At 36.5% G+C, this 21,922-nt stretch carries 19 protein-coding genes; 16 read left to right on the top strand and 3 right to left on the bottom strand.

The features are described from left to right. Positions 1–54 precede the first annotated feature (54 nt). The 5 genes from FH036_RS24610 (at position 55) to FH036_RS24590 (ending at position 6,784) form a co-directional block, all read left to right on the top strand. Positions 55–390: a hypothetical protein gene (locus FH036_RS24610; RefSeq protein WP_044793382.1), complete on the top strand. Its 336-nt coding sequence runs from the start codon at positions 55–57 to the stop codon at positions 388–390. Between the two features lie 70 nt (positions 391–460). After that, positions 461–799: a VOC family protein gene (locus FH036_RS24605; RefSeq protein ID WP_139896352.1), complete on the top strand. Its 339-nt coding sequence runs from the start codon at positions 461–463 to the stop codon at positions 797–799. Positions 800–1,056: 257 nt separating this feature from the next. Then, complete coding sequence (locus FH036_RS24600) at positions 1,057–3,156, top strand: vWA domain-containing protein (RefSeq protein WP_139896351.1); 2,100 nt, start codon at positions 1,057–1,059, stop codon at positions 3,154–3,156. A 73-nt stretch (positions 3,157–3,229) separates the two neighbouring features. Then, positions 3,230–6,592 (top strand): tubulin-like doman-containing protein, encoded by a 3,363-nt coding sequence (locus tag FH036_RS24595; RefSeq protein ID WP_000175140.1) that lies wholly within the window; start codon positions 3,230–3,232, stop codon positions 6,590–6,592. A gap of 57 nt (positions 6,593–6,649) precedes the next feature. Then, positions 6,650–6,784 carry a hypothetical protein gene (locus FH036_RS24590; protein ID WP_001116175.1) on the top strand — a complete coding sequence of 45 codons (135 nt, stop codon included), beginning with the start codon at positions 6,650–6,652 and terminating at the stop codon, positions 6,782–6,784. 78 nt (positions 6,785–6,862) lie between these two features. Here FH036_RS24590 and gerSC read toward each other — a convergent pair whose 3' ends face one another. Genes gerSC through gerSA form a run of 3 tightly spaced genes read right to left on the bottom strand, consistent with a single transcriptional unit; the run spans position 6,863 to position 10,632 of the window. Further along, entirely contained in the window at positions 6,863–7,999 is a 1,137-nt protein-coding gene (gene gerSC / locus FH036_RS24585; RefSeq protein WP_139896350.1) for a spore germination protein GerSC, read from the bottom strand. After that, positions 8,000–9,097, bottom strand: a complete 1,098-nt coding sequence (locus tag FH036_RS24580; RefSeq protein ID WP_139896349.1) for an endospore germination permease — start codon at positions 9,095–9,097, stop codon at positions 8,000–8,002. Continuing rightward, entirely contained in the window at positions 9,094–10,632 is a 1,539-nt protein-coding gene (gene gerSA / locus FH036_RS24575; protein WP_103141356.1) for a spore germination protein GerSA, read from the bottom strand. The genes FH036_RS24580 and gerSA overlap by 4 nt, the downstream gene beginning before the upstream one ends. Before the next feature lie 332 nt (positions 10,633–10,964). Here gerSA and fdhF point away from each other — a divergent pair, with 332 nt between their 5' ends. The 11 genes from fdhF (at position 10,965) to FH036_RS24520 (ending at position 21,913) form a co-directional block, all read left to right on the top strand. Then, positions 10,965–13,904, top strand: a complete 2,940-nt coding sequence (gene fdhF, locus FH036_RS24570) for a formate dehydrogenase subunit alpha (protein WP_139896348.1) — start codon at positions 10,965–10,967, stop codon at positions 13,902–13,904. A 12-nt stretch (positions 13,905–13,916) separates the two neighbouring features. Beyond that, positions 13,917–14,399 carry a helical membrane plugin domain-containing protein gene (locus FH036_RS24565; protein ID WP_044793370.1) on the top strand — a complete coding sequence of 161 codons (483 nt, stop codon included), beginning with the start codon at positions 13,917–13,919 and terminating at the stop codon, positions 14,397–14,399. 117 nt (positions 14,400–14,516) lie between these two features. Beyond that, on the top strand, positions 14,517–14,861 hold the full coding sequence (locus FH036_RS24560) for a Na-translocating system protein MpsC family protein (protein ID WP_000039582.1): 345 nt from the start codon (positions 14,517–14,519) through the stop codon (positions 14,859–14,861). 16 nt (positions 14,862–14,877) lie between these two features. Further along, positions 14,878–15,675, top strand: a complete 798-nt coding sequence (gene fdhD, locus FH036_RS24555; protein ID WP_000802674.1) for a formate dehydrogenase accessory sulfurtransferase FdhD — start codon at positions 14,878–14,880, stop codon at positions 15,673–15,675. 20 nt (positions 15,676–15,695) lie between these two features. Beyond that, on the top strand, positions 15,696–16,712 hold the full coding sequence (gene moaA, locus FH036_RS24550; protein WP_044793369.1) for a GTP 3',8-cyclase MoaA: 1,017 nt from the start codon (positions 15,696–15,698) through the stop codon (positions 16,710–16,712). A 189-nt stretch (positions 16,713–16,901) separates the two neighbouring features. Next, positions 16,902–17,681, top strand: coding sequence for a formate channel (locus tag FH036_RS24545; protein WP_000864003.1), 780 nt, complete (start codon positions 16,902–16,904; stop codon positions 17,679–17,681). A 24-nt stretch (positions 17,682–17,705) separates the two neighbouring features. Further along, the gene (locus tag FH036_RS24540) at positions 17,706–18,722 is read left to right on the top strand and encodes a molybdopterin-synthase adenylyltransferase MoeB (RefSeq protein ID WP_139896347.1); all 1,017 of its coding nucleotides are present in this window, start codon (positions 17,706–17,708) and stop codon (positions 18,720–18,722) included. A gap of 18 nt (positions 18,723–18,740) precedes the next feature. Then, positions 18,741–20,048 (top strand): molybdopterin molybdotransferase MoeA, encoded by a 1,308-nt coding sequence (gene moeA / locus FH036_RS24535; protein ID WP_139896346.1) that lies wholly within the window; start codon positions 18,741–18,743, stop codon positions 20,046–20,048. After that, positions 20,029–20,493 carry a molybdopterin synthase catalytic subunit MoaE gene (gene moaE / locus FH036_RS24530; protein WP_000531873.1) on the top strand — a complete coding sequence of 155 codons (465 nt, stop codon included), beginning with the start codon at positions 20,029–20,031 and terminating at the stop codon, positions 20,491–20,493. Before moeA ends, moaE begins: the two co-directional genes overlap by 20 nt. Positions 20,494–20,497: 4 nt before the next feature. Next, positions 20,498–20,734, top strand: coding sequence for a molybdopterin converting factor subunit 1 (gene moaD / locus FH036_RS24525; RefSeq protein ID WP_000628476.1), 237 nt, complete (start codon positions 20,498–20,500; stop codon positions 20,732–20,734). Between the two features lie 129 nt (positions 20,735–20,863). Then, positions 20,864–21,913: a P-loop NTPase gene (locus FH036_RS24520; RefSeq protein WP_139896345.1), complete on the top strand. Its 1,050-nt coding sequence runs from the start codon at positions 20,864–20,866 to the stop codon at positions 21,911–21,913. The last annotated feature ends 9 nt before the right edge of the window (positions 21,914–21,922 follow it).

Genomic DNA, 21,922 nt, shown 5'->3' with positions numbered 1-21,922 from the left:
AATTGTTATAGGAAAGGGGAAATATAGGAAGAGGATATATAAGGAGGAAAAGGCATGAAATCTACAGATCAGTTTCAGACATACGAAGTACCGTGGGAAGAGTTTATTAAAGCGTTGAGAGAGGAAATGAAGAAGCAAGTAGGGGCAGATATTATTGATACAGTTGTTTGCAATTTAGAAGATGGTTTTGAGGTGTATACATATGTGCAGGGGGACTTGGATTTTGAGTATAAGGAAACGCTGGAAAGGAAATACGGGAGCGATGCCAAAACTCCTAACGTGTTAACAATTATGTTATTAGCTAGCATTTATCGTACAAGTGAAGAGAATATACGCTTACATGCGGATCATAAAGATAATCCAATTGTTGAAGTGTATGTGAAGCAATAAAACACGCTGTGAAGGCGTGTTTTTTATTTATATGATAAAATGTTAGAAAATTAAGAAAGATGGTGATGGTTTGAAAATTAAACATCTTAATTTAACAGTTGCAGATGTAGTAGCTACTAGAGAGTTTTTAGAAAAATATTTTCATTTAACTTGTAGCGGAGCAAGGGGAAAAGGCTTTGCAGTTATGCGTGATAATGATGGATTTATATTAACGTTAATGAAAGGGAAAGACGTACATTATCCGCAAACATTTCACGTAGGTTTTCCTCAAGAAAGTGAAGAACAAGTAAATAAAATGAATCAAAGGTTGAAGGAGGATGGATTTTTGGTCGAACCTCCTAAGCATGCACATGCGTATACGTTTTATGTGGAAGCACCTGGTGGATTTACAATTGAAGTGATGTGTTAAGTCAAAAATCAAACTTTTTGTTATTTGTTTTCAATATAAAAAGTAGGAAAAGTCTGTTTTAAGTGTAGAGCTTAAACAGGCTTTTTTACTTATAGTATCGGATAGAAAACGCTAGAAGGAATCATATTCAGTTTTTATAACTGTTTACATAATAAAGTTATGTTATGTTCGTTGTCCTAAAATACAAGTCATATATCTTGTATCCTCTCATAAATTTAAACATAGGAATTTGTCTACAAAGGTGGCGAAGCCTCATCATGAAAATTCGAATTTGTGCCACATTCATGTTGTTTCTATTAATATGGTTACATCCTTTTTGGACTTTTGCAAAAGGAGAGGAGGCAAAGGAAAGGGTCGTTTCACTTGTATATGATGATTCGGGCAGCATGAGAAATAACGATCGCTGGAAATATGCCAATTACGCTTTGCAAAGTTTAGTTGCGCTATTAGATGAAAAAGATACATTTTCTTACGTTCCAATGAGCAAGCCAAATGATCCATTAAACATTTCGTTAACGAAGGATAAGAGACAAACGGAAATTGAGGGAATTGGAGCATGGAAAACGTATTTAAATACTCCGTTTAGCGCAGTAGAAACGGCGATGCAATCTATAAAAAAGGAAGCCGATATAGATGGGAAACGTGAATTTTGGCTTATTGTGTTAACTGACGGGGCATTTAATGATTTAGAGAAAGATAAGGTTGGCGGAAAAGAACAAATTTTGCAGAAGCTAGCGCAGTTTAAGAAAGAAATGGATGTAAAAAAGATATCATTACATCCGGTTTTAATTACGATGGAAGAGGATTTAGGACAGCAAGAAAAGGTAAAACTAAATACGTTTAAAGAAATATGGAAGAAAGAGATAAATGGAGTTACGATGCCATCTAGTGGAGAGGATGGTATTGTAAAAAGCGTCAATCAAGTGGCAGCATTAGTTGCAAATCGGGATCCGTTTTCCTCTGTTGAATCGATTGTAAAAACGAAAGTAGTAGGGAAGAAAGTAGAGATTACAACACCATTTCCATTAAAGCGTATGACGCTTGTACGACAATCGCCTTCTTTGTCTAATTATCAGGTCACACAAATTTCTAAACCGTTACAATTACAATCTTCTTTTTCCATACATGCACCAGGAGAAGCGAAATTGTTCGGAAATATAGTTCATATCAGTACGGAAAATGAGGAAGTTATTAAACCAGGAACTTATACGATAGAGGTGGACCAGGATATTGAGAAAGAAGGACTACAAGTACTAGTTGAACCGGCGCTTAACTATACTGTTTCTACTTATGACAAAGAGGATAAGGATAGAAAAAATGTTGAGGAAATGTATGAAGATGTGACAGCTGTTATTGAAGCAAAACCTACTGAGTTGCCAGTTCAGTCTTCTTACTTTCAGGCAGAAGTAGAAATAGACGGGAAGCAATATGCGATGAAGTGGGACGATAAAAGACATGTATTTTATTACGAAACGAAGCTTACTAAAGGATTAGTACGCGGGAAAGTTCATATGAACATAAAGGGGTTTTACAGACAGACGAAAGAATTTAAAATCGAAACAACGAAAAAGCCTAAATTATCACTTCAAACTGTCACGAAAGATTATGAAGAAAAAGTAACAAATTTAGAGAATAGTAAACCATTTATTATACAACCACAGTTAGATGATAAGCCGATGACAGAAGAGGCTGTAAAAAAACTATTAAAATCTACTGGTGTCACATCTAAACAATCCATCAACTATGAAATAAAACAGCATGGTAATCAAATTTACATTTATCCTCGACCGCATTACTCCGACACATTCAATTTTACAGATACCGGCACCGTAGAAGCTACCATCGTAGTGCAGGATTCAAAATTACCAAAAGTAAAGAAAGATATAACACTCCATATTCAAAATGCGCCGTTTTATGAAAAGTATGCGCTTATTTTTAAGTTTGTTATTCCTATCACTTTATTACTGTTAATAGTAGGAATAATCGTTTTAGGATGGATTGTCCGTCCAAGATTTCACCGGAAAGCATTATTGTATTACGAATGGGATCAAGAGGTAGCGAAAGATTGGTTATATCAATCTGAGCCAGAGTTACTCAAAAATAAATGGTGGAAACATTATTTTGGTATTCCGTATAGAGCAGAAAGAAAGACTGTGCAATCCGTTACGTTTATAGCAAAGAAAGGATCGAAATCGATATTTGTAGCGAAAGAGTCACAAGTAGTAGGAATGATTATTGATGGGATGTTTATAACAGAGGATGAGGTTGGAATGGAACATAAGACACTATATCCAAATGAACTTTTAGTAATTGATAGAGGATATGGTAAGGAGATTTACAAATACGAGTGTGAATAGTAGATGGGGAAAAGAGGAGAGTATTATTTTTCCCTCCTTTTTTCAAACAAGCAAGAATAGGAAGGTGGTTCACATGACGTTACAAGTTCCAACAATATTAATTGGTTTAGGTGGAATCGGTAGTACTGTGACACATCAAATATATGAAAGACTACCTGAGGAGCGTCGAAAAAAGGTAGCAATGCACGTATTTGATACAGATGTCAATACATTGAGTAAATTCGATCATATTCGAAAGTTTAAGACGCAAACGAGCTCTAGTAAAACACCTAGGGAGTATATTGCGGGAGATCCGACGATTCCAGAGTGGTTTCCGATGGATCCAACTATACTTGATAAACCATTAACAGAAGGAGCAGGACAGTTACGCGTCATTTCCCGTTTAGCGTTACGTGCTGCGATGAAAGAAGATAAATTAACGTCTTTTTGGCAAGAAATCGAGAAGATTTTTCCAGTTACGAGCGATCAAACAGAATATGGAGTGCGTGTCATTATCGTAACATCACTAGCGGGCGGAACAGGTTCAGGAATGTTTCTACAAATTGCATTATATTTACGTGAAATGCTTCGGAAAAAACTGCAACATCACAACATTTTAATACGTGGTGCGTTTCTAATGCCGGATGTGTTAGTGAAGACGAGAACAGTTAGTGCGAAAGAGTTTGAAACGGTGCAAGCAAACGGCTATGCCTCGTTAAAAGAATTACATGCCATTACGCTCGGTTCTACAGGAGAACTATCCAAACGCGGCGGGGTTACGATTGAATTAGAGTATCGACCGGATCAAGTAGATGAGGATGGGAGAACAAATCACACGATTAAACAACACCATTTACCGTACAATTATTGTTTTTTATACGATTACGAAAATTTACATGGACACCATCTGCATAATTTATCAGATTATATGGAGCAAATGGCAAATACGATTTATTTACAATTATTTAGTCCGATGTCTGCAAATCATTTTGCACAGGAAGATAATCAAATTCAGCAATTAGCAGAATCAAGCGGGAAAGGGCGATATTGCGGGGCCGGAACGGCAAAGATTATTTATCCATATGAGCATGTGTTAAAATATTGTGCTTTAAAATGGGCCGTGCAAGGTTTAGATGAATCGTGGCTTCATTTAGATCAATTGTTTCAAGAGAAGAAGCATAGATATGACCAAGATGTAAAACGTGGTATGCAGCGTGAAAAGCCAGAGCGCGGGAAAAGTTATTTAGAAGATTTAGAACATCTTGCTACTCGTCCAGAGCAGGCTCATATTTTTTATAGACAAATGTACAATGAAACGCGTGAAGGAGCAGAAGGTGGCAAGGTTGGTGTTGCGAAATCTAAACTGTTTTTAGAAGCTGTAGAAAGTTATGTACAGCGTACGGTACAAAAAGACGAGGAATTAAATCGTCTGCAGCATGAGTGTAAAATTTCGGCTGCCAAGCTGAAAATGACGGAACAAATGAAAGGTGAAGTAGCAAGGGTCGATCATGCGGTTCGTTTATATGCGTATGCGATTCCGAGCCGTGTACATGAACATGTAACGACACTTTTATATGACATGATTGAATCAGACCGTTTTTCACCGAGTGGTTCTGAAGGCCAGTCATATCAATTAAATACATGGTTTTTAAAGAAAACAGATCCAGTTCATCCAGTAGCAGCTCGTTTTATGTTGTATGAAATTCGAAAGCAGTTAGTGGAAAAAATGAATCGACTACATGAAAATAATGAACAAAAGCGTAATTTAATTCAAAATTACGATAAGAAATTTAATGTGAGTAACATTGATGGAACGGTAACAGCTGTACGTCGAGTAGAAATTGCGCAACAACAAGGCTGGTTTGGAAAAATGATTAATAACCAGCAGCGTTTATTTAAAAAGGAATTTGAAGATATTGTAACGCAGTACGTACACAAATTAAACGAATACCGTAAAGAAATGCTATTAGAACTCGTGTATCAATCGCTATATCAAGCAGTTAATAAAATGATTCAATATTGGGAAAGGTTTTTTGATAATTTACATGAAACACGTGAAAATTTATTGTTCGAAATTCAAAAACGAAGCAAGGAATTTGAAGGAAAAACAAACCCAACGAATGTATACGTATTAGCTGAAGAGAAGTTGCAAGAAAAGATATGGCAAGATATGCAACAACATTTAAATTTAGGTGTATTACCGAAAGATATATCAGCAGAAATTTATATGAGCTTATACGGGGAATATTGCCGGGATGCGAAAACAGAAGAAATTCAATCGAAAAAGGTAGAAGACTTTTATCGTGAGCACATACTAAACTATTGTTACGATGAATTACAAATACGCTATCGCGATAAATTAGAGCTGAACATCGTTGAAGCATTACGAAAAGAAGCGGATTATAAGAATCGTGATCGTGATGAATATGTTCGTGAAAAAATTGAAGACTTGTTCCATTTAGCAAGTCCATTCGTGCCGAAAGTTTCTCATCATAGGGAATTACAATATTGGGGCATACATCCATCTTTAAAGAAAGAACTGCAAGAGGAATTAATGCAAGAAATGTTTAAAGAAAAAGATACAGTAAATGAAGCTTTCTCGCCATTTGAAGTCATTTGTTATCGTGCACATTACGGTTTATCACTACAAGACTTTCCTAAGCTTTCGTCTGGACATATTGCAAATGGATTTATGAATGATAAAGGTGATTATTTTCAGTCGTACTATCGCCGTGTAAACAAGTTGAATAGTAAAAAATCTAGTTTAACACCGCATTTAGATAAGTATTGGCACTTACCAGCATTCATGCCAGACTTAAATGCAACGCAAACGAAGTTAGATTATGATAAATGTAATCGAGCTCTTCTATACGCGTATATGTATCGCTGGATTAGTTTAGTTGCTGTTGATGGTCAATTCGTGTATCAATATAACGGCGTTGGACGTAGTTTCTTAATTCAGTCGATGGGGAAAAATATTTCAAGCGAAAGTTACAAATTGCATAGAGCGTTGCTTCATAATCCGTTCATTTATGAAAATATCTTATCCAGATTTGAAGAAGAACAAGAAAAGGCGATGATACAAGGTGGACATTTATATACACATCCATTTGTATTAGGTGCGCAAGATATTAGATGGCTTCGTAAAGAGCATGTCCATAATATTTTAGATATGATTTTAATGTATGACCGTGAAGCAAAGTATGACCCAACGTTAGAAGAAACTTCTGATGAATTATTAAGGTTATTCCTTGATGAAATTGAGTTATATTTCCAAAACTATTACGGTACAGGTGCCGATATGGTTGCAAAGAAAGAGAAAGAAATGTTTATTAAACAATTGTGGGATCGTTCGTACGCGAAAGGTTATGTAGATCCAAATAGTGCTCCTTATAAAAAGTGGCAAAATTTATTAAGCGTTCATGATGAAGAGGAAACGCCAAAAACGAATGTATAATGAATGAATAGGGAATCCTTAAAAGTGGCAATACAACTTTAGAAAAGAGGGATTCCGATGCCGTTTTTAGGAAGTGTATATCAAATATTTGGATTGTATCCAGAAATTTATTATGGAATGATTTCAGCTGAGCTTGCGGAGCAGCAAAGATTGGAAGAAGTGGAAAACGAAGAACCGGAAACAGAAGCGTAACTATACAGGAATTTTCAAAATAAAAATGAAAACACGCTACTTGTTCTTTAAACGTATAAGAACAAGTAGCGTGTTTTGCTATTTAATAATCCCATTTTCTAAAATTTTAATCGTAGGTGCTACTTTCACGTTAGCTTTTGAAAAGACACTCGGCCAATCGTCTTCAACTTTTTCCCATTCTTTATATTGAAACGCTCTCACATAATCACCAAATCCGAATGGATCAAGCTGATGTTTTTGAATGTTGTGGATTAAATCGTTCAAATCTTTGTTTAGTTGTTTTGTAATAAGAGAAGTTAATTTCTTTCTATCTTTGTCTATATCCATATTGAATGTAAGTTCAGATACAGCAATTTTTAAATCCATTTTAACATTAAATTTGAAGCGGTTATCGCTATAGTCTGTATGGATATCACGATTTATGCTAAGAACGTTTATTGTTACGAAATCTTCACCTTCTGTATCTTTTAGATGACTATTACTTTCAACTGAATGAGAAGGGATTTTCATTGTAAGTGAAACGGGTATATTAGCTTTTTTTTGCAACATGAGCAGAAGGGCACTTTCATAGCGATTTAAAGACATCTTATAAATTCCGCGAGAAGTTAATAGTGCAGAGCCTGTAACGATAACATCTTTTTTTCCTTTTTTTATTTCTGAAATAGCAGGTGTTATACCTTTATTAAACGTTTGCCTATGAAATTCATGAAATGGTGTGAAAACTGTCCGATTGTATAATTTATTTGTATTAATTAAATCTGTTAAATACTCAGGAAGAGCAGGTTTATCTTTAAAGTTATTATATATAACAGAAGAAATTGGCCCGTCTACTGCAACCATGCGCATGTTTCCAGTATTTTTAGAATCGCGATACCAAACATCAAGGTAGGGCATAGCCCCTTCTTGTTTTAAAAATTTCGTGCTAAATAAAATGAGCTGTAACTTTTCTGTAGATACTAAACCGCTACTTGAACTATTAAACGCTGCTTTGGCTTCTCGAGGTGTACGTACTTTCGCTTCATGTGTTTCGTACTTTTTTTCTACGTCTTCATTAAAAATAGGATTTACGTGGTACACAATTAATTTTCCTTTTGCTTTTGCGTCAAAACCGTAAATTAATGAAATGGATTGTTTTTCTAAGTCTAGCCGATCTCCACAGCCTGTTAATAAGGTTATGAGAAAGCAAAGTATAGTGAAATGAATAAAGCGCCTCATTTAAATTTTTCTCCTTTTCCAATGCTGATAAAGTGTCATGTATAAGAGAAATACGACTGGGAATAGAAAAACGATAAAATAACTGGCAGTTCCCCAAAATTCTCGCAACGCACTTATTTGGTAAGAGGAAGGGATATAAAAGAATAAGACAACAATACACCCGAATAATAAAAACCAAATAGGTAAGGAACTCCCTTTTTTGTTAAGTAATTGATTGATTCCATCTGAAGCAGTAAAAATGTAAGGAATGCAAGAATCAAAAATAATGAAGAGATAAAAAGATAAAAAAATAATTTCAAACCGTTCAAGAAATGAAAAGTGAAATGGTGTAACAAGAGAAAGAGTGGGCCATAAAAACTTTGTTATTCCGTCTGGACTAAAATAAACGAAAGAAACGAACGTGACTTGTAGGTAAACAAATAACGTAATCATATTTGCAATAACGATTCCTTTTTTTGCAGCTGATTTGTTAGTTAGATAGGGATAAAGGACGAATGCAAACTCGAATCCGAGAAACGCAATGATAGTTGATTTCACTGTGGTTACAACTGGTATCCATCCTTCCTTTAGAAAGGGAAGAAGATATATCCAATGACCATCTTTAAGAGGAATAAACAATAGTAATGGCATCCAAAGGGTAAAAATCACAGTGAAAACGGCAAAGCGACTAATAATAAGTACACCTTTACATGCAAGCATAAGCATTGGAATAGAAAGCAAAATCATAATTAAAAACATAGGAGATCTAGGTAAAATCCAAATGTGAATAACATACAGGAGGGAAAAAACTAAGGAAACTGCTGCAAGTACAGCATATAAAATCCAAAAAATCATTCCTATTCTTCCTAGCCACTTTCCAAGATAACGAGTCAGCACATCAAGTAAAGTATATCCAGGATGCTTTTCCATAATTTTTACAATACATAAACTGACTAAAGTAGTGATAGCGCATCCAATAATAATAGAAATCCATCCATCTGTATTCGCCCCTTGTGCAACTTCACGAGGAAGTGTAAGGACACCGAATCCTACTTGAACACCACTAATCGTTAAAATGTATTGAAATAAACTAATCTCCCTCTTTGCACGCTTTGTCACTTCTCTTCCTCCGTTCCTTCTATATCGCGTTGTCGATTCTCTTGTTTTAAGTTAAGGGATAGTGGGCGCTTCTTCATTATTTTCCATGGTAAACGTATAAGAATATCTTTTAAATCCGAAGCAAATAACGGAGAAAAAGGACTACCATAAGGAACACCGAGAGATTCCATAGAAAGTATATGAATAATAATGATTGCCATCCCAACCATAATACCAATGACACCAAATAAAGAGGCAATTATCATCATTGGGAAGCGAAGAAGTCGAATTCCTGCAGACATTTCTAGATTAGGGATGATGAAAGAAGCGACTGCAGTAATAGATACGACGATAACCATGACATTACTTACTATTCCTGCTTGAACTGCAGCTTGTCCGATAACAATCCCTCCTACGACGCCAATCGTTTGTCCAACGGGACCAGGAAGCCGAACTGCAGCTTCGCGGAGCATTTCAAGTACTAATTCCATCAAAAGTGCTTCTAATATAGGAGGAAAAGGAATTTTAGCTCGAGATTCTCCAATCGTTAACAATAATTTAAGTGGAATCACTTCATAATGAAAGGAAATCATAGCAATATAAAGAGCAGGAGCAAAAATTGCAATAAATAATCCAGTGAAACGAAGTAATCGTATAAAAGATGGAATCATTGGCCTGAAGCTGTAATCATCTATCGTCTGAAAAAAAGCTGAAAAAGTCATGGGTCCTATTAATACGCCTGGTGAACGATCTACAACAACAGCAATTCGCCCATCTAGAATATGATGTGCTGTTGTGTCAGGGCGTTCAGTTATTGATAATTGCGGAAAGAGAGTAAAGGAATTATCTTCAACAAACCCCTCTAATTCACCAGTAGTAAGAATCGCATCCACTTTTACTGATTCGATACGGGATGCCATTTCTTTTACGACATCTTCGTCCGCAACATCTGCTAGATAAAGCAAAAAAACCTTTGAAGTAGCTCGTTCACCAACAGTGAATTCCTTCACTTTCAACTCGCGATTTGGAATATATCGACGAATAAGTGCAAGGCTGTCGCTCGCTACTTCATTAAATCCTTCGTGTGAGCTTTTTATGGAGCTCTCTGTTGTAGGCTCTTCAATGCTCCTTTTTGGTGCCGCTTGCGTATCAAGCTCTAAAGCGGATAATTGTCCGTTTATAAATAAAATACTTTTGCCGTGTAAAAGAGATTGTTCAATGTCTGTCCACTGCTCAATCTTTTTAATATTTCCGATAGAAACAGAGGCTTCCCAAAAATCGTCTTCATTCCACTCTTTAAATAAGAGAGGACGAAGGATGTTTACGTTAATAACAGTTTTGTCTACAAGTCCTTCCATATATATAAGTGCAGCTTCCTGTCCGTTTTTTAATGGAAAATTGCGTGTTATTAATTCTGGAATACCGCTAAACAGTTTGGACAAGTGCTTTAAATTAAGGGAAAGGGAAGAAGAAATAGATTTATTTAATGTGTGATCAGCTTGCTCTTGGGTAGAAAAAGATTTTTCACCACGAATCCATTTATTAAAAGACCCCATTTGTTTGCTTACTCCTTGTTATGTTTTATCCCGATTGGTGAGGGCTGATTAAAGTTTCACTTTATATGGGTTATTATGGATAGTTCCATACGGACATATGCGTAGTTTAAATTTTATATTGTATATTTTTAACTTTAACGCTATAATTATAGTGTTAAAGATGGAATCGTGATATGACCTGTTATGACTCTATCGTTTTATTTATGAATAAATGGATTGGTATTTTAGCAAGATGTGCTAATAAACTACTCCACCATGATAATAACGTGCCGAAATGTGGTGCGTATATTTTCGTGGTGGAGTTTTTTTATTCTCAAAAAGGGGGAAAGACCATGAATAACAACATGGTTCATATTACAATTGACGGAAAAAAGTATACAGCGGAGCCCGGTTCAACGATATTGGGTGTTATAAATGAGAACGGGATTGAACATCCGCAAATTTGTTACGTGCCAGAAGTAGATCCTATTCAAACATGTGACACTTGTATTGTAGAAGTTGACGGAAAGTTAATGCGCTCTTGTTCGACAGTAGCGACAGAAGGTATGAACATTGAACGTAACTCTACTCGTGCGAAAGAAGCACAAACAGAGGCGATGGATCGGTTATTAGAAAATCATTTATTATACTGTACAGTATGTGACAACAACAATGGGAACTGTAAACTGCATAATACAGCAGAATTAATGGAAATCGAACATCAAAAATATCCTTATGAACCGAAAGTAGATGTAAGTGAAGTTGATATGACGCATCCGTTTTATCGCTATGATCCTAACCAATGTATTGCATGTGGTCAATGTGTTGAGGTGTGTCAAAACTTACAAGTAAATGAAACGTTATCGATAGACTGGGAAGCGGAGCGACCACGAGTGATTTGGGATGAAGGAGTAAATATTAATGATTCTTCATGCGTTAGTTGTGGTCAATGTGTAACCATTTGTCCTTGTAACGCTTTAATGGAGAAAACGATGCTCGGTGAAGCTGGATTTATGACGGGACTAAAGCCAGATATTCTTGAACCGATGGTAGATTTAATTAAAGAAGTAGAGCCTGGATATAGCGGTATTTTTGCGGTATCAGAAGTGGAAGCGGCCATGCGTGATACTCGTACGAAGAAAACGAAAACAGTATGTACATTTTGTGGTGTAGGTTGTTCATTTGAAGTGTGGACGAAAGGGCGTAAAATTCTTAAAGTACAACCTTCTTCTGATGCGCCAGTTAACGCAATTTCTACTTGTGTAAAAGGAAAATTTGGTTGGGATTTCGTAAATTCTAAAGAACGAATTACGAAACCTTTAATTCGTAAAAATGGAACGTTTGTTGAATCTACATGGGAAGAAGCGTTGAATGTAGTTGCAAGTAAATTAGGATCGATTAAAGAAGAGTACGGTAAAGATGCTATCGGTTTTATTTCTTCATCTAAAATTACGAATGAAGATAATTATGTGATTCAAAAATTAGCTCGACAAGTATTTGAAACGAATAATATTGATAACTGCTCACGTTATTGTCAATCACCAGCAACAGACGGATTATTCCGTACAATTGGTATGGGCGGAGATGCTGGAACGATTAAAGATATTGCACAATCTGGTCTTGTTATTATTGTAGGTTGTAATCCGACAGAAGGTCATCCTGTTTTAGCTACACGTATTAAACGTGCACATAAATTACACGGACAAAAATTAATTGTGGCTGATCTTCGTAAAACAGAAATGGCAGAGCGTTCAGATGTCTTTATTAGTCCAAAACAAGGAACAGATCAAGTATGGTTAATGGCTGTTACGAAATATATGATTGATCAAGGCTGGCACGATCAACGATTTATTGATGAGAATGTAAATTTCTTTGAAGATTTCAAAGAGAGCCTTACAGCATATACACTTGAATATGCAGAAGAAATGACTGGTATTTCAAAAGAAACAATGATTCAAATGGCTGAAATGATTCGTGATGCAGATGGTACATGTATCCTTTGGGGAATGGGGGTAACGCAAAATACAGGTGGATCTGATACTTCCGCTGCGATTTCAAACTTACTACTTGCAACAGGTAATTATCGTCGTCCAGGCGCTGGTGCATATCCGCTTCGAGGTCATAATAACGTACAAGGTGCTTGTGATATGGGTACTTTACCAGGATGGCTTCCTGGATATCAACACGTTACGAACGATATAGAACGTGCGAAATTTGAAATGGCTTATGGAGTGAAAATTAATAGCGAACCAGGTCTGAATAATATTGAAATGCTTCACGCGATTGACGAAGGGAAAATGAAAGCTATGTATCTTGTCGGAGAAGACATGGCTCTTGTAGACTCTAATGCGAATCATGTACATGAAATATTATCAAGCCTTGATTTCTTCGTTGTGCAAGATGTTTTCTTATCTAAAACGGCTCAATATGCAGATGTTGTATTACCAGCAGCGCCATCTCTTGAAAAAGAAGGTACTTTCACAAATACAGAGCGTCGTGTTCAAAGACTATATCAAGTTCTTCCTACGCTTGGAGATGCGAAGCCAGACTGGTGGATTGTGCAGGAAGTTGCGAATAAATTAGGTGCAAACTGGAGTTATAGTCATCCAAGTGAAATTTTTGCTGAAATGGCAAGTTTATCACCACTATTTTCACAAGCAAACTATGAAGTATTGGAAGGATGGAATAGTTTCCATTGGGGAAGTTTTGATGGAACGAATACACCGCTTCTTTTCCAAGATGGATTTAACTTCCCGGATAAAAAAGCTCGTTTTGCGATTGCTGACTGGGTGCGCCCAGCTGAATTCCCAGCTGAGTTCGACCTTCATATTAACAATGGTCGTATGCTTGAGCACTTCCATGAAGGGAATATGACAAATAAATCAACAGGTATTCAAACGAAAGTGCCTGGCGTTTTCGTTGAAGTTTCTCCAGCACTTGCAAAAGAACGTGGAGTAAAAACTGGTTCATTAGTCCGTCTTGTCTCTCCGTTTGGAGCGCTAAAATTACGTGCACTTGTAACAGATCGTGTAAAAGCGAATGAGTTATATTTACCGATGAACTCTACAGATAATGAAACAGCAATTAATTTCTTAACAGGTCCTGCCGTTGATACGCGTACGAACACACCTGCTTATAAACAGACGAAAGTGCGTATGGAAGTGCTGGAAGTTGATGGCGAAAATCCGATGCCAAAAGCGAACCCGCGTAATAAAAAACGTCATCCTCAATCTGGTATTGAGGTACATCGTAAGTGGGCACGTCCAGGGTATGTGCATGTAACGGATAAGTAGGAGGAGAAAAATATGGCTGCACCTATAAAAATGATTCAAAAACAAGAATTAACTGAGGAAGAAGTAAAACAGCAAAAATTAGATGATTTAAAAGAGCTTCTAGCTAATAATGAAGACGCTCTAAATCAAATGTTTAATATAGTAGGGGAATTGAATGATATTGGCATGTTAGAAGCAGCAAATTCTATGCTAAAGGCGAAAGAACCAATCGCAAAGATTGTTCTTGGTCAAGTGACTCGTGAGCCCGTTACAAATTTAATTAATAATATGATGGGGGCTGCGGGTGCTTTAACAGAACTTGATCCGGAGCTTACGAAAAAGCTTATAGGTAGCTTATTAGTAGGGCTAGAAAAAGGCAATGAACATCTAGAGAGTAATAAAAAAGTAGGGGTATTCGATCTTATGAAAGTATTGAAAGACCCAGATATTAACCGTGCTATCGGGTTTGGGCTTCATTTCTTAAAAGGTATGGGAAAAGGATTACAAGAAGAATAAACTTCATGAAGTGAACCTTTTCGCCCAAATGTTTGTACGAAATAGTTTGGGCGGAAGGCTCATTTTGGTAAAATATATAATAAAGTAAAATGAGGTTTTTTTGGGAGGTATAATTGTATGTCAAAAAAAGTACATGAATTTAATGATATGATTCGAAAACTTCGAAAGGAACTTTTCGGAAAAGGGCCAGAACGAATTCATACTGTTTTCGCTGAAAATATGGCGATTGCGACTCTTTACGGAAACTTAACACCTACTGAAAAATTCATTTCAAGTACGATGGACGGTGCGGAAATGGTTCATATGGCTAGAACGAAAATGATTCAAGAAGTGTATGCTGCAAATTCCCGTGAACATTTGGAGGAACTTGTTGGAGCGAAATTAGTGAATTTGTTTTCAGATATGAAAGTAGAAGAAGATATTGCAGTTTCGGTATTTGTTTTTGATAAAAATATAACGTGAGAGAAGGATACTGATCGTGAAACCGATACAGGTAGAAAGAGAAATCTTTCGTTATGAACAAGGGGCGTTTAAACATATAGAGGACAGCATTGTAACAGAGTTTCCAGTCACGATTAAAATGAACGGACAGGAGTTTGTTACAATGGTTAGTACTCCAGAATATATAGAAGATATGGTAATAGGCTTCTTAGCATCTGAAGGAATCATTCGGAAGTATGAAGATATTGATGACATATGGGTACAAGAGAAAGAAGGATTTGTACATGTCACGACGGCAAAAGTAAATCCGTATTACGAACAAATGCAAAATAAACGTTATATTACTTCATGCTGTGGTATGAGTAGACAAGGGTTTGTTTTTGCAAATGATGCACTAAGTGCAAAGAAAATGAATGGCGTCCATGTACAGGTTACTGCAGAAGACTGTTTTCGATTAATGAAAGAAATGCAGCAATCTGCGGAGACATTTCGTCATACAGGGGGCGTTCATAATGCATCTTTGTGTAATGTGAATGGTATTATTTTAAGTCGAATGGATATCGGAAGGCATAATGCGTTAGATAAAATTTACGGTTATTGTTTAAAAAATAATATTTCTATAAGAGATAAAATCATTGTTTTTAGCGGTCGTATTTCTTCGGAAATATTATTGAAAGTTGCAAAAATTGGTTGTGAAATTATACTGTCAAAATCAGCTCCAACTGAGTTGGCTTTACAGCTAGCTGAAGAATTAGGTATTACTACGATAGGATTTATTCGGAATGAATCCTTAAATGTATATACGCATCCGGAGCGTGTTTTAAATATAAAATAAGTAAAAGCGAGGCAATAAATATGAAATCTGTCACATTAGACAAACTACAACGTCCGTTAAAGGATTTACGTATTTCAGTTACTGATCGCTGTAATTTTCGCTGTCGATATTGTATGCCAGAAGAAATATTTGGTCCTGATTACTCGTTTTTGTCTAATGATAAAATTTTATCTTTTGATGAAATTGAAAGGATAACGCGTATTTTCGTTTCTTTAGGTGTTAGAAAATTACGGATTACAGGCGGAGAACCTTTACTTCGAAGAGGTCTTCCGCAGCTTATCGAGCGCCTGAATAAAATAGATGGTGTGGAGGATATCGGTTTAACAACTAATGGATCGTTACTTAAAAAGTTTGCTCCTGATTTATATAAGGCGGGTTTATCACGTGTGACAGTTAGTTTAGATTCCTTAGAAGAAGAGCGGTTTTTCTATTTAAATGGTAATAGAAGCAAAGTACAAAGGGTTCTGGAAGGCATACAAGCTGCAGCTGAAGTTGGAATGAAAATTAAAATAAACATGGTCGTTCAAAAGGGGAAAAACGAACAGGACATCTTGCAGATGGCACAATACTTTAAGGAAAACAAACATATTCTTCGTTTTATTGAGTATATGGACGTTGGAAATTATAATGGTTGGGAGTTAAAAGAGGTCGTATCTAAACAAGAAATAGTAAATATGATTCATCAAGTTATGCCATTAGAACGAATAGAAGCGAATTATGCAGGTGAGGTTGCGACTCGCTATCGTTATATTGGAAGTGATGAAGAAATAGGTGTTATTTCATCAGTAACAGATTCTTTCTGCTCTTCATGTACGAGAGCTCGTATTTCTGCAGAAGGAAAATTATATACTTGTTTATTCGCTTCTAAAGGAAATGACTTGAGAGAACTGCTTCGATCTGACTACACTGACGAGGAAATAACAGATGTCGTACGCGACATATGGAACAACCGAGAAGATCGTTATTCAGATGAACGGTTAAGTAATAGTAATAAAAAAGCTATGCCTAAAATTGAAATGTCACATATCGGTGGTTAATATAAAGTTGACATAAAAGTGAAAAATGGAAGGTGTACAAGAATTGTAGATTTTCTATTTTATAGTAAAAGTGATGGTTGATCTCTCTGTAAAAGATGTGCAGAGAAATTAAGCAGCATTCAAAAACCTTTATTTTGAGGAGGTTTTTTGAAGCTGCTTTTTTATTTGGAGAAAATGGAGGAATTGGTAATGGCATTTCATAAACCGGAACAAATTGCTGAGCTTGTTATTGAGGCCGGTGTTCAAAAAGTAAGTCAGACCTTGCCAGCAATGCTTATTCTCGGTTTTTTAGGAGGAGCGTTTATTTCGCTAGGTTTTTTACTTAACATTCGCGTTTTAGGTAATTTGCCTGAGCGCTGGGGGAGTTTAGTAAATGTTTTAGGAGGAGCGGTTTTTCCTGTTGGACTCATGCTCGTTGTATTAGCGGGAGGAGAATTAATTACCGGAAATATGATGTCACTGTCTATGGCGCTATATGCAAAGAAAATTACATTGGTTAGTGTGCTAAATAACTGGATTTGGATTACTTTCATGAATTTTGTAGGAGCTATTTTCGTAGCGTATTGTTTCGGTCATCTTGGCGGATTAACAGAAGGGGATTATTTAAATAAAACAGTAGCGATAGCGGAAGGCAAGTTACACGAATCATTTGGGAGAACTTTAATTTTAGCAATTGGGTGTAATTGGCTCGTTTGTTTGGCGCTTTGGCTCGCTTATGGGACGAGTGATTTTGTCGGAAAAATAATCGGAATTTGGATTCCAATAATGGCATTTGTAGTGATTGGATTTCAGCAAGTGGTAGCAAATATGTTTGTCATCTCAGCAGTTATTTTTGCAGGTCATCTCACATGGATGGATCTTGCTAAAAATTTTGTTCCTGTCTTTATCGGAAATGTAATTGGCGGAGCTGGTTTTGTTGGATTTGCGTACTTTGCTTGTTATCAAAAACAACATTCTAATATGAAATAGAGTTTGTGAGAGGAAGGGTATGTAATGGCTGAGCGGTATTCACGACAACATTTGTTTAAACCAATTGGGAGTAGAGGGCAAGAAAAAATTCGAAATAAACATGTGTTAATTGTAGGAGTAGGCGCATTAGGAAGTGCAAGTGCCGAAAGTTTCGTACGTGCAGGTATTGGTAAGTTGACGATCATAGATCGTGATTACGTTGAATGGAGTAATTTACAAAGGCAACAATTGTACTCTGAACAAGATGCAAGAGAGAAATTGCCAAAAGCAATCGCTGCTAAAAATCGGCTAGAAAAACTTAATTCGGAAGTACAAATACATGCTTTCGTAATGGATGCGTGTGTAGAAAACTTGGAAGGGCTATTAGAAAATGTCGATGTAATCGTTGATGCAACAGATAATTTCGATATCCGATTTATAATAAATGACTTATCACAAAAACATAATATCCCGTGGGTATATGGTTCTTGCGTTGGCTCGTACGGTATGAGTTGTACAATTATTCCGCAAGAGACACCGTGTTTACATTGTGTGCTGAAGAACGTTCCAGTTACAGGTGTGACGTGTGATACAGCTGGAATTATTAGCCCGACTGTACAAATCGTCGCAGCATATCAAGTGGCGGAAGCACTCAAAATTTTAGTAGAAGATTTTGCAGCAATTAGAAAAACATTTTTCATATTTGATATATGGAGTAATCAAAACCATTTTATAAAACTAGGGAAAATCAAGACAGACAATTGCTCTTCATGCGGTTTGAATCGCATTTATCCTTATTTATTATACGAAAATCAAACGAAGGTAGCTGCTTTATGCGGAAGAAATACAGTTCAAATTAGACCAGTAGACAATAGAAAATACAATTTTGATGATATAGAAAAAGTATTAAAAAAAGTGGGGGAAGTAGATCGGAATCCGTATTTACTATCTTGCCAATTAGATGAGTACCGCATCGTTGTTTTTCGGGATGGTCGTGTTTTTATTCATGGCACAAATGATATTTCGAAAGCGAAACAACTATATTATCGCGTATTCGGCTAATAGAAAGGGTTGTCAACAATGGAAAGAAGAGTACCAATCACAGTTGAAGAGGCTGTTCGTAAAGTGATGGGATTTGCTCATAACGGCTTAAAGGAGCTACTGCCTATTGAATTAGCTTACGGACGTATATTAGCAGAGGATTTAGTAGCTGACCATGATGTGCCGTCATTTAATCGTTCACCGTATGACGGGTTTGCTATTAGAGCAGAAGATACGAACTTAGCAAGTTATGAAACGCCAATTGTATTTGAAGTAGTGGGTGAAATTGGTGCAGGATCGCTATTCGATGAGAAAGTAGGTCCGTTTCAAGCAGTTCGAATTATGACGGGAGCACAGATTCCGAGTGGATGTGATGCGGTTGTTATGCTAGAGCTGACTCGTCAATATGAGGAGGCTGGCAGTAAGTATATGGAATTGAAACGGTCATTCAAAACGGGCGATAATATTTCTTTTCAAGGGGAAGATGCTCGTAAAGGAACGGTTCTTGCAAAGAAAGGAACATACATTAATCCAGGTATTTCAGCTCTTCTTGCTACGTTTGGGTATAGCGAGGTGCCAGTTGCGAGAAAGCCTGTAGTTGGACTATTAGCGACTGGCAGTGAATTACTGGATGTAAACAATTCATTACAGCCAGGGAAAATCCGAAATAGTAATACGTATATGATATTGTCTCAAATCCGAAGAGCAGGCGGAAGAGTAAAATATTTTGGGAAGTTTAGCGATGATTTTTATACATGTTTCACAGCTGTAAAAGAAGCATTAAGCCAAGTAGATATGCTCATTACAACAGGTGGTGTATCAGTAGGGGATTACGATTATTTGCCAGCTATATATGAAAAATTAGGCGCATCAGTTCTTTTCAATAAAGTTGCAATGAGGCCAGGAAGTGTTACGACTGTAGCGCAATTAAATGGCAAGTTATTATTCGGTTTATCAGGAAATCCATCTGCTTGTTACGTAGGATTTGAATTGTTTGTAAGACCTTGTATTCGAACGTATATGTTTAGTGAAAAAGCATATGTAAAAAGAGAAAAAGCGTTATTAGGAGAAGACTTTTTAAAGCCAAATCCATTTACAAGATTTGTACGAGGAAAACTAACATATAACGAAGGGCAGTTAATCGCTTATCCGTCAGGGTTTGATAAATCTAGCTCAGTTTCTTCCCTAGCAGAGACAAATATATTTATTGTACTTCCAGGTGGTACGAGAGGGTATAAAAAAGATATGTTCGTAGATGTTCTCTTGTTGGAAGATAACGAAGGTAGTGAATGGCCTTGGACATTTTATAAAGTGAGAGGTGATTCTAATGGGACAAGTGCTATTTGAAATTGTAGATATACCGATTGTAGTTGAAGAAGTAACAAATAAGGTTGCAAGAAGAGACGCAGGTGCGATTACAACTTTTATTGGTACAGTGAGAGAATTAACAAAAGGAAAACGAACGCTACATTTAGAGTATGAAGCATATAAACCGATGGCAGTAAAGCAACTTATGAGAATTGGTGAAGAAATTAGTGAAAGATGGCCGGATGCAAAAGTAGCAATTACTCACCGAGTAGGCCGGCTAGAAATAATGGATATTGCGGTAGTCATTGCAGTTTCATCACCGCATCGTAAAGTAGCTTATGAAGCGAATGAATACGCAATTGAACGTATAAAGCGAATCGTCCCAATATGGAAAAAAGAATTTTGGGAAGATGGGACGATGTGGATTGGCGATCAACTTGAAAATACACCATATCCAGCAGGAAAACCGAAGAAGGAAGAATGAGAAAATGATTACAATTTTACTGTTTGCAAATTTGCGTGAGGAAGTCGGATTAGATCGATTCGTAATTTCCGAAAAACAAGAAATGACAGTGCAGCAATTAAAAGAATGGCTCAAAGCAAACTATAGTTTACAATCGCTTGATAGAGTGATGGTGGCTGTTAATGAAGAGTTTGTAACGAATGACGAGATGATACAAGCTGGAGATATCGTCGCATTTATCCCGCCTGTTAGTGGTGGATAATAAGTGTTTCTCGCAATGACAAGAAGATGTTGTATATAAAGTGAAACTTTAATCAGTGGGGGGGTCTTCATCCCCCACTGATTATTAGTTAAAGTCGGATAAATTAGAATACGAGAAGGGATGAGTTCTATGCTTACTCAAGAACAAATAATGAATGCGTTAAAACATGTAGAGGATCCAGAATTACACAAAAGTATTGTAGAGTTAAACATGGTTAGAAATATACAAATGAATGGAACAGAGGTTAAACTTGAAGTAGTGCTAACGATTCAAGGTTGTCCGTTAAAAGCAAAAATTCAACAAGATGTGGAAGAGTCTCTGCATGCAATAGGTGCATCTAAAGTAGATTTGACGTTTGGTTCTATGACACAAGAAGAACGAGCTGCGCTAACAGAAAAGTTAAAGAAAAATAGTAGAACAGAAACTGGTATGCCGAGCATGCTTCGTCCTGATTCAGGAGTACGATTTCTTACTGTAACGAGCGGAAAAGGTGGAGTCGGAAAATCAACTGTAACAATTAATCTTGCAACAGCTTTAGCTCGTATGGGCAAAAAAGTGGGGATATTAGATGCAGATATATATGGTTTTAGCATTCCAGCTATGATGGAAACGAATCAAAAACCAACGATGATTGATCAAACAGCAATTCCAGTTATTAGTCACGGTGTTAAAATCATGTCGATGGGATTTTTTACAGAAGGAAATAATCCGGTTATGTGGCGCGGACCGATGTTAAATAAATGGATTCAAAATTTCCTTGCGAATACGCACTGGGGAGAATTAGATTATTTACTTCTTGATTTACCACCTGGTACAGGAGATGTTGCTATTGATGTTGCAGCAATGATTCCGCAGGCGAAAGAAATTATTATTACAACACCACATAATGTAGCTTCATTCGTAGCATCTAGAGTAGGCGTAATGGCAAAACATACGAAACACGAGATTTTAGGTATTGTGGAAAACATGGCTTATTATGAAGAACAAGATGGATCGAAAAATTATCTGTTTGGAAAAGGCGGAGGCGAAATGTTAGCAGAACAATTGCAAACAGAAGTAATCGCACAAGTACCTTTTGCAAAACGTGAAGAAAATAGCGGTTCATCTGTATATGATGAAGATTCTCTTGTTGGAGAAGTGTTTACATCGTTAGCAGAAGATATTATTTATAAAGGATAGAGGAGGAAT

Origin of the sequence: Bacillus sp. CD3-5 (genome assembly GCF_006349665.1) — a bacterium.
Taxonomy (GTDB): Bacteria; Bacillota; Bacilli; order Bacillales; family Bacillaceae_G; genus Bacillus_A; species Bacillus_A paranthracis.
Note: the sequence above shows the minus strand (reverse complement) of the source record. Positions and strands in the feature narration are given on the sequence as shown.